9 protein-coding genes are annotated in these 7,953 nt (G+C 71.4%); 6 read left to right on the top strand and 3 right to left on the bottom strand.

Annotation, left to right across the window (positions count from 1 at the left end):
* Positions 1-73 precede the first annotated feature (73 nt).
* Positions 74-1,093 carry a 2-hydroxyacid dehydrogenase gene (locus tag FGF04_RS23205; protein WP_149513212.1) on the top strand — a complete coding sequence of 340 codons (1,020 nt, stop codon included), beginning with the start codon at positions 74-76 and terminating at the stop codon, positions 1,091-1,093.
* Here FGF04_RS23205 and FGF04_RS23200 read toward each other — a convergent pair.
* Both FGF04_RS23200 and FGF04_RS42085 read right to left on the bottom strand, forming a co-directional pair.
* Positions 1,036-2,931 (bottom strand): anthranilate synthase family protein, encoded by a 1,896-nt coding sequence (locus FGF04_RS23200; RefSeq protein WP_149513211.1) that lies wholly within the window; start codon positions 2,929-2,931, stop codon positions 1,036-1,038. The genes FGF04_RS23205 and FGF04_RS23200 overlap by 58 nt on opposite strands.
* Positions 2,932-3,036: 105 nt before the next feature.
* The gene (locus FGF04_RS42085; protein ID WP_149513792.1) at positions 3,037-3,099 is read right to left on the bottom strand and encodes a trp operon leader peptide; all 63 of its coding nucleotides are present in this window, start codon (positions 3,097-3,099) and stop codon (positions 3,037-3,039) included.
* A 138-nt stretch (positions 3,100-3,237) separates the two neighbouring features.
* Here FGF04_RS42085 and FGF04_RS23190 point away from each other — a divergent pair, with 138 nt between their 5' ends.
* Together FGF04_RS23190 and FGF04_RS23185 are read left to right on the top strand one after the other, a co-directional pair.
* A complete protein-coding gene (locus FGF04_RS23190) occupies positions 3,238-4,590 on the top strand; it encodes a class II 3-deoxy-7-phosphoheptulonate synthase (protein ID WP_149513210.1) in 1,353 nt (450 codons plus the stop codon).
* A 136-nt stretch (positions 4,591-4,726) separates the two neighbouring features.
* Positions 4,727-4,996, top strand: coding sequence for a (2Fe-2S)-binding protein (locus tag FGF04_RS23185; protein ID WP_149513209.1), 270 nt, complete (start codon positions 4,727-4,729; stop codon positions 4,994-4,996).
* Positions 4,997-5,069: 73 nt separating this feature from the next.
* On the opposite strand, the gene bfr is transcribed toward FGF04_RS23185, so the two are convergent.
* Entirely contained in the window at positions 5,070-5,549 is a 480-nt protein-coding gene (gene bfr, locus FGF04_RS23180; RefSeq protein WP_149513208.1) for a bacterioferritin, read from the bottom strand.
* A gap of 184 nt (positions 5,550-5,733) precedes the next feature.
* On the opposite strand from bfr, the gene FGF04_RS23175 reads away from it, so the two are divergent.
* The 3 genes from FGF04_RS23175 to FGF04_RS23165 form a co-directional block, all read left to right on the top strand.
* A complete protein-coding gene (locus FGF04_RS23175; protein WP_149513207.1) occupies positions 5,734-6,366 on the top strand; it encodes a sulfite oxidase-like oxidoreductase in 633 nt (210 codons plus the stop codon).
* A 154-nt stretch (positions 6,367-6,520) separates the two neighbouring features.
* Positions 6,521-7,219: a Crp/Fnr family transcriptional regulator gene (locus FGF04_RS23170; protein WP_188114187.1), complete on the top strand. Its 699-nt coding sequence runs from the start codon at positions 6,521-6,523 to the stop codon at positions 7,217-7,219.
* Between the two features lie 111 nt (positions 7,220-7,330).
* Positions 7,331-7,953, top strand: a 623-nt coding sequence (locus FGF04_RS23165) for a nucleotidyl cyclase domain-containing protein (protein ID WP_188114186.1), incomplete at its 3' end; no start/stop codon positions are given.

The following is a 7,953-nucleotide window of genomic DNA, read 5'->3' as shown; positions in this document are numbered from 1 at the left end:
GGGGCGGAAAACTCTCCGGGTTCGTATATTCGCGAGGGTAGACACAAGAACCCCCGAACCCCCGGAGGGCCCCGTGGAGATCCTCGCCTTCGGCGTCCAGTCCGACGAGCGCCCCCTCCTGGAAGAGGCCTTCCGGGCGACCCGCCCCGAGGACCGCCACGACATCCGCTGCCTGGACGTCTTCCTCAACGAGGACACCGCCCCCATCGCCGCCGGCCACGAGGCCGTCTCCACCAGCGTCAACTGCGAACTGGGCGGCCGCGTCCTGCAGACCCTCGCGACCGGCGGCACCACGCTGGTCACCCAGCGCTCCACCGGCTTCAACAACATCGACCTCCCGGTCGCCGAGCGCCTCGGCATGACGGTCGCGCGGGTCTCCTCCTACTCGCCGCACTCCGTCGCCGAGTTCGCCTGGACCCTCGCCATGGCCGTCAACCGCCGCATCGTCCGCGCCTCCAMCCGCACCCGCGACTTCGACTTCCGCCTCGACGGGCTGATGGGCCGCGACCTGCACGGCCGCACCGTGGGCGTCCTCGGCACCGGCAGGATCGGCGAGGCGTTCACCCGTATCGCCCACGGCTTCGGCATGAACCTCCTCGGCTGGGACGCCGCCGAGAACCCCGCCTGCCTGGACCTGGGCATGAAGTACGTCCCCAAGGAGCGGCTCCTCGCCGAGTCCGACCTGGTCAGCCTGCACGTACCGCTGCTGCCGCAGACCGAGCACCTGCTCGACGCGGCGGCCCTGCGCACGATGAAGGACGACGCGATCCTGGTGAACTCCAGCCGCGGCGGCCTCGTCGACACCCGGGCCCTCGTCGCCGAACTGCGGGCGGGCCGCTTCACCGGCGTCGGCCTCGACGTGTACGAGGCCGAGGCCGGGCTCTTCTTCCTCGACAAGTCCCTCGAAGTCGTGGACGACGACACCCTGGCCCGGCTCGTCACCTTCCCGAACGTCGTCGTCACCTCCCACCAGGCGTACTACACCGTGGACGCGGTCGGCGAGATCATCGCGGCCACGGTGCGCAACGTCCTCGACTACCTGGCGGGCCGCCGCTCCGAGAACGTCCTGGCGCCCGCGCCCGCCCGCACCTGATCCAGCAGGTCCCGCACGACGTCCGCGCCGCGCAGGCTCAGCACCGACTCCGGGTGGAACTGCACCCCGGCGAAGCCCGGCCCGCGCAGCGCGTGCACCTCGCCCGTCCGGCCGCGGGCGACCTCGACGCCGTGCGCGGCCAGTTCGAGGGCGGTCTCGTCGTCGCAGCGCGCCACGAAGCTGTTGTAGAAGCCGACGGTCTCCGTGCGCCCGAACAGGTCCACCTCCGTCTGGGCGCCCTGGTACGGGACCTCCTTGCGCACCGTCTCCAGCCCCAGCTCCGCCGCGATCAGCTCGTGCCCCAGGCAGACGCCGAGGACGCCGTGCCGGTGCCCGCGCAGCACCCGCGCGGTGAGATCGCGCAGGAAGGCCATCTTCGGGTCCGCCAGGTCGGACGGGTCGCCCGGTCCCGGACCGAGCACCACCGGCCCCTCGTGGGCGAGGACCTCCTCCCGCAGCCCCGCGGCGTCGTAGCGCCGCACGGTCACCGCGAGCCCGGACGAGCGCAGCAGGTGCGCGAGCATCGCGGTGAAGGTGTCCTCGCCGTCCACCACGAACGCGTGGCCCGTCCGCTGCGCCGACGGCTCCTGCATCCGCAGCCAGAACGGCGCGAGCGAGGCCCGCCGCCCGTCCAGCGCGGCCCGCACCCGCGGATCGTCGGCGAGGCGCGTGCGCGCCCCGTTCCCGTGCGGCCGTCCGGGGCGTACGCCGAGCGCGGCCAGGACGCCCGCCGCCTTCGCGTGGGTCTCGGCGACCTCGCCCGCCGGGTCGGAGCCGCGCACCAGCGTCGCGCCCACCGGCACCCGCAGCCGTCCGCCGGCGCCGATGTCGGCGGTGCGGATGAGGATGGGGGAGTCGAGGGTCTGGGCGCCGCCCGCGTCCCGCCCGATCAGGGCCAGGGCGCCCCCGTAGTAGCCCCGTCCGCCGACCTCGTGCCGCTCGATCACCCGGCACGCGTTCTGCACCGGCGACCCGGTGACGGTCGCGGCGAACATGGTCTCCTTCAGCACCTCGCGCACGTCCAGCGACGACTTCCCCCGCAGCTCGTACTCGGTGTGCGCGAGGTGGGCCATCTCCTTGAGCCGCGGCCCGATCACCACCCCGCCCATGTCGCCGACCGTGCACATCATCTTGAGCTCCTCGTCGACGACCATCGAGAGCTCCTCGACCTCCTTGCCGTCGGCCAGGAAGTCCAGCAGTCCCTCGGGCGTCGGCCCCGCGTCGGGATAGCGGTACGTCCCGCTGATCGGGTTCATCACGACGGTCCCGCCGGTCATCCGCACGTGCACCTCGGGGCTCGCCCCGACCAGCGTCCGTTCCCCGGTGTGCACGACGAACGTCCAGTACGCCCCCCGCTCGCCCACCAGCAGCCGCCGGAAGAGCGCCAGCGCGTCGGCCCGTCCGAACCCCGGGATCTCCCCCTCGTACGTCCGCCGGATGACGAAGTTCGCCCCCTCGCCCCGCCCGATCTCCTCGCGCAGCACCCGCCCGACGATCCGCGCGTACTCCTCGTCGCCGACGTCGAAGCCCCCGCCCTCGACCCGCACGTCGTGCGCGGGCAGCTCGGCCAGGACCCGCTCCAGCGGGAGCTCGTACGACTCCTGCGGGACGAGCACCGAGAGCGGGGTGCCGTCGTCGCGGACGTCGAAGCCGCGCTCGCGGATCTGGCGGTAGGGGACGAGGGCCAGGCCCTCGGGCAGGTCGGCCAGCCGCTCGTGCTCGCTGACCGGGCCGATCAGCAGCTCGACGGTGTCACCGCCCTCGCCCGGGTGGCCCGGCGCACGGCGGCGCAGCAGGGCGAACGGACGGGGGTCGTCCAGCAGATCGAGCAGGTTCATGGGTCCCTGTTCCTTCCTTCGTGGAGCGGAGAGGAACGGACCCGGTCGCAGAAACACCGAAGGCCGCCCCTCGGGCGGCCTTCGCGACGTCTTGGGTACGCGCAGTCAGTGGGCCGCCGGGTGAGCGGTCCACCACCAGTTCTGGTGCTGGGTCGGATGCGCGAACATGCGCTGCACTCTATACCCACCCGATACTCATCCGGCCCGCTCGCCACCCGGTCGCCGTGCGCGTTCGATCGAGCGCGGCCCGTCTCAATTGATGAGCAGGGGAATGGACGCCCGACACGACCCCGTAATGTGGACTTCGTGACCGTGAACGCTAACTCCAGCCCGACCGCCGGCAACACCTGGCGGGACCTTCCCGCGGCGCAGCAGCCCGAGTATCCCGATGCGGGGGCGCTGCGTTCTGTGATCGCGGATCTGGAGTCGTATCCGCCGCTGGTGTTCGCGGGGGAGTGCGACCAGTTGCGTGCCCGGTTGGGGGCGGTCGCCAAGGGCGAGGCGTTCCTGCTGCAGGGCGGTGACTGCGCGGAGGCCTTCGATGCGGTGTCGGCCGACCACATCCGCAACAAGCTCAAGACCCTGCTCCAGATGGGTGCGGTCCTCACCTACGCGGCGTCGGTGCCGGTGGTGAAGGTGGGGCGGATCGCGGGGCAGTACTCCAAGCCGCGTTCCAAGAGCACCGAGACCCGCGACGGGGTGACCCTGCCCACCTACCGGGGGGATTCGGTCAACGGCTTCGACTTCAACGAAAAGGCCCGCATCCCCGACCCCGAGCGCCTCAAGCGGATGTACCACGCCTCGGCCTCCACGCTGAACCTGGTGCGCGCCTTCACCACCGGCGGGTACGCGGATCTGCGGCAGGTGCACGCCTGGAACCAGGACTTCGTGCGCACCTCCCCCTCCGGGCAGCGCTACGAGCAGCTGGCGCGCGAGATCGACCAGGCGCTGAACTTCATGCACGCCTGCGGCACCGATCCGGAGGAGTTCAAGACGGTCGAGTTCTTCGCCTCGCACGAGGCGCTGCTGCTGGACTACGAGTCGGCGCTCACCCGCACCGATTCGCGCACCGGGCACCTGTACGACGTGTCGGGGCACATGGTGTGGATCGGGGAGCGCACCCGCCAGCTGGACGGCGCGCACATCGAGTTCGCCGCGCAGATCCGCAACCCGGTCGGGATCAAGCTGGGGCCGACGACGACGGCCGAGGAGGCGCTGCAGTACATCGAGCGCCTGGATCCGGAGCGTGAGCCGGGGCGGCTGACGTTCATCGTGCGGATGGGTGCGGACAAGGTGCGCGACAAGCTGCCGGAGCTGGTGGAGAAGGTCACCGCGTCGGGGGCGACGGTGGCGTGGATCACCGATCCGATGCACGGCAACACCTATGAGGCGGCCTCGGGGCACAAGACCCGGCGTTTCGACGACGTGCTGGACGAGGTCAAGGGCTTCTTCGAGGTCCACAAGGCGCTGGGCACCCATCCGGGCGGTATCCATGTGGAGCTGACCGGGGACGATGTGACCGAGTGTGTGGGTGGCGGTGACGAGATCTTCGTCGACGACCTGCACCAGCGCTACGAGACCGCCTGCGATCCCCGCCTCAACCGCAGCCAGTCCCTCGACCTGGCCTTCCTGGTGGCGGAGATGTACCGGGACCAGTAGCAGATCAACAGCATTCCCGGCTGTTACCGGAGCGTGTACTGGGGCGCGGATCACATACGATCCGCGCCCCATTGCACTTTTCCGGCCCGGAGGCGACGGGTAAGGTTAGGTTAGCCTCACCGATCCTCGGGACGGCATGACCAATGAATCCCGTTGGGAGGTGCGCCGCTTGTTCGTCTGCAACTGCTTCGGAGTGACCGAGGCACAGGTGAAGAAGCACGCGGCGGACGGCGCCTGCACGCCCCGCCAGATCGCGTCGGCCTGCAAGGCGGGCACCGACTGCGGGTCCTGCGTACGGCGCATCCAGGCGCTGCTCGGCCGGGACGGCCTCCAGCGGCGCGAGCGGCCGGGCCAGGGCGCCCCCGCACTCGCCGAGGTCCCGGAGCGGCTGGAGGAAGCCGCCTGACCTCCGGGCTCCCGTCCCGGAAGTACCGGACGCACCGGACGGCCCGATCCTCCGGTTCGCCGCCCCGTACGGCCTAGCCCTCCGGCTGCTCGATGAGCTGGGCGATGTAGAGCGCCTCGCCGAGCTTCTCCACCAGGTCCAGCTGGGTGTCCAGGTAGTCGATGTGGTGCTCCTCGTCCGCGAGGATCGCCTCGAAGATGTTCGCCGAGGTGACGTCGCCCTTGGCGCGCATCAGGTCGATGCCGCGCCGCAGCCGGTCGATCGCCTCGACCTCGACCTGGCGGTCCGCCTGGAACATCTCGGTGACCGTCTGGCCCACCCGGACGTGGAAGAGCCGCTGGTAGTTCGGCAGGCCGTCCAGGAAGAGGATGCGGTCGGTCAGCAGCTCCGCGTGCTTCATCTCGTCGAAGGACTCGTGCCGCGTGTACTTCGCGAGCTTCGTCCAGCCGAAGTTCTCCTGCATCTTCGCGTGCAGGAAGTACTGGTTGATCGCGGTGAGCTCGGCGGTCAGCTGCTCGTTGAGGAATTCGAGGACCTCGGGGTCGCCCTGCATCGCAGAGGCTCCTTCCAGGCGGGGGGTACTGGGGGGTTGCGCCGCATGATTGCACCGGTGTTGAAGATCGTCCAGTAAGTGCATGCTTAGTAAGTAAGTACAGGCTTAGTCCGTATTGCCGCGGTTGACCGAATGGGGGCGGACCTGGTCGGTTCCACGCTCCCGGGTCTGTCAGGATGGAGTCATGGGTCAGCCGGTGGAGCGTGAATCTGGAGAAGCCGCGCAGCCGGATCTCCCGCCGGGACAGCGACTGCAGCGGGGCTGGCCCGTCACGCACTACGGACCGGTGCCCAAGTTCCGTCCCGAGCGCTGGGAATTCAGGGTCTTCGGGGCCACCGCCGACGACGAGAAGCACGGCTGGACCCACGAGGAGATCACCGCCCTGCCGTACGCGACCGTCGTGGCCGACCTGCACTGTGTGACGAAGTTCAGCATGGTCGGCGCCGAATGGGGCGGCGTCCCGGCCCGGACGATCCTGGAGATCGCCCCGCCCGCGCCCGCCGTCACCCACGTCATGGTCTGGGCCGAGTACGGCTACAGCGCCAATCTCCGCCTCGAGGACTTCGCCTCCGAGCGCTCGATCCTCGCCACCCACAAGGACGGCGAACTGCTCACCGCCGAACACGGCTTCCCGCTGCGCCTCGTCGTACCGCAGCTGTACGCCTGGAAGGGCCCGAAGTGGGTGCGTGGCGTGGAGTACATGACCGCCGACCGCCGCGGCTTCTGGGAGGAGCGCGGCTACCACAACATCGGCGACCCCTGGCGCGAACAGCGCTACTCCTACCAGGAGGAGCCCGGGGACGGCCCCGAGCTCTGATCGTTCTCGTTCCGGTAACGAACGGCACGGTGTGTGCCCGGAGCGCTACTGTGAGAGCCCTTCCTGGTGCGCGTCGCCGGGCGGGGACGGACCGGTGGGGTGCCTGGGGATTCCGCTTGCGGTCCGGTCGGGGGCGAGCGGTCGGGGGACGACGGTGGGGCTGTTCGGGGAGCAACGCACCTTTCTGGCGGGTCTCGGCCCGGCGGACCGCGAGGCGCTGACGGATCTCGGCGCCCGGCACGCGTACCCGCCGCACGAGGTCCTCCTCGCGGAGGGCGACCGCACGACCTTCGTGGTGGTCCTGCTCAGCGGCTGGTGCACGGTGTGGACGCCCACCGAGCGCGGCGGCCGGGTCATCCTGGCTCTGCGGCGGGCCGGCGAGGCCGTGGGCGACATGGCGGCGCTCGACGGCCGCCCGCGCAGCGCCTCGGTCAGCACCCTCGGCCCGGTGACCGGACTCGTCGTGCCCGGCGAGCGCTTCCGGCGGTTCCTGGCCTCCCGGCCGCACGCCAACGCACTGATGATGAGCCAGCTCACCGAGCGGCTGCGCAGCGCGGACCACGAGCGCCGGGCCCTCGCCTCCATGACGGTGCTCCAGCGGCTCGCGGGCCGCCTGGTCGAACTCGCCGACCGCACCGGCCGGCCGGAGAACGAGGCCGTGACCCTGCGGCTGCCCCTCGCGCAGCACGAACTGGCCGCGTCCGTGGGGTCCACCCGCGAGGCCGTCGCCAAGGCCCTGCGGCTGTTGCGGGAACAGGGCCTGGTCCGCACCGGCCCCGGCACGCTCGCCGTCGCCGACCTGGACCCGCTGCGCCTGCTCGCCGCCGGACAGTCCCACGGCACGGAGACCTAGAAGGACGGCGGTTTCCCGCGCTGTGTAAACGGCTACAGCCACGGGCCGCCCGCTCCGGCAGCATCCGGGGAACCGGCCGGCCGGCGGGACGGCAGACAGAAGGAGAGAGCGATGGAGGGGGAAGCCGCGTACGGCTTCGTCGTGAACGTGGACGCGCAGGGCTCGGGCCTGCTGTCCGACACCGAGAAACCCGAGATGCGCCGGAAGCTCTACGAGGTCACCGGCGCCGCCTTCGAACAGGCGGGCATCCGCGGGTCCCGCCTCTACCAGGAGGACCGCGGCGACGGCATCCTCAGCGTGCTGGCGCCCGAGGTGCCGCCCCGGCGGGTGCTGGGGGAGTGGCTGGAGTACCTCCACCAGAACCTGCGGGAGGCCAACCGCGGCCGCAGCACCCCGCTGCGGCTGCGCGCCGGGCTGCACATCGGCCCCGTCACGGCCGACGCGCACGGCCGTTCCGGGCGTGCCGTCGACCTGGCCTGCCGGCTGGGCGACTGCGCCACCGCGAAGGCCGTCCTCGCGGCCGCGCCGGGCGCCCCGCTGGTGGTCGTGGCCTCCGACCGGCTGTACGAGGACGTCGTCCGGGCCGGCGGGCGCTGGGTGGAGCCGGACCACTACCGCCGGCACACCGTGGAGCTCAAGGAGGGCCCCACGGCCGCCTGGTTCATGGTCCCGGGGCTGCCCCGGCCGCCCGAACCGGCCGGAGCGGGAGCGGAGGCCGGGCCGGAGCACCCGGC

The organism is Streptomyces apricus, assembly GCF_008369065.1.
Classification (GTDB): Bacteria; Actinomycetota; Actinomycetes; order Streptomycetales; family Streptomycetaceae; genus Streptomyces; species Streptomyces apricus.
The sequence above is the reverse complement of the archived record's forward strand: the minus strand, read 5'-3'. Positions and strand labels throughout refer to the sequence as shown.

Excerpts from the sequence above, each read along its gene's own strand:
- FGF04_RS23185 (WP_149513209.1), top strand. The coding sequence starts at position 4,727 with ATGACCAATGAATCCCGTTGGGAGGTGCGCCGCTTGTTCGTCTGCAAC.
- FGF04_RS23200 (WP_149513211.1), bottom strand. The coding sequence starts at position 2,931 with ATGAACCTGCTCGATCTGCTGGACGACCCCCGTCCGTTCGCCCTGCTG.
- bfr (WP_149513208.1), bottom strand. The coding sequence starts at position 5,549 with ATGCAGGGCGACCCCGAGGTCCTCGAATTCCTCAACGAGCAGCTGACC.
- FGF04_RS23175 (WP_149513207.1), top strand. The coding sequence starts at position 5,734 with ATGGGTCAGCCGGTGGAGCGTGAATCTGGAGAAGCCGCGCAGCCGGAT.